Origin of the sequence: Blautia sp. TF10-30 (assembly GCF_003481245.1) — a bacterium.
Lineage (GTDB): Bacteria > Bacillota > Clostridia > Lachnospirales > Lachnospiraceae > Fusicatenibacter > Fusicatenibacter saccharivorans.
This window is the reverse complement of the sequence record NZ_QUKM01000038.1, coordinates 383-639: the sequence shown is the minus strand read 5'-3', so window position 1 is coordinate 639 and position 257 is coordinate 383. Positions and strand designations below refer to the sequence as shown.

The following is a 257-nucleotide window of genomic DNA, read 5'->3' as shown; positions in this document are numbered from 1 at the left end:
GCTCCTCTTGCAGCTCCTTTTGGGTACTGTCCTTATCGTCCGGGTGCTTGGCAAGGTAGGCGGCGGCTTTCGCATACCGGGCAACCTCCGGGTGTTCCTGTTTGAATTTCTCCTTTGTTTTCTTAAAAAATATCTTCTGGTACTTCTCATAGACAGGCTTACATTCCTTGCAGTCTGTCCGGCTGGCAAGAATCCCGTCAATCACTTTGCTGCGGGTTTCCTTTGGCTTCATCTGATTGCGGTAATCTGCGGCTGAT

The 257-nt window shown here is 50.2% G+C and carries 1 pseudogene; it reads right to left on the bottom strand.

The window, feature by feature from the left end:
• A pseudogene (locus DXD02_RS15915) lies at window positions 1–257 on the bottom strand (MobQ family relaxase); the annotation flags it as partial.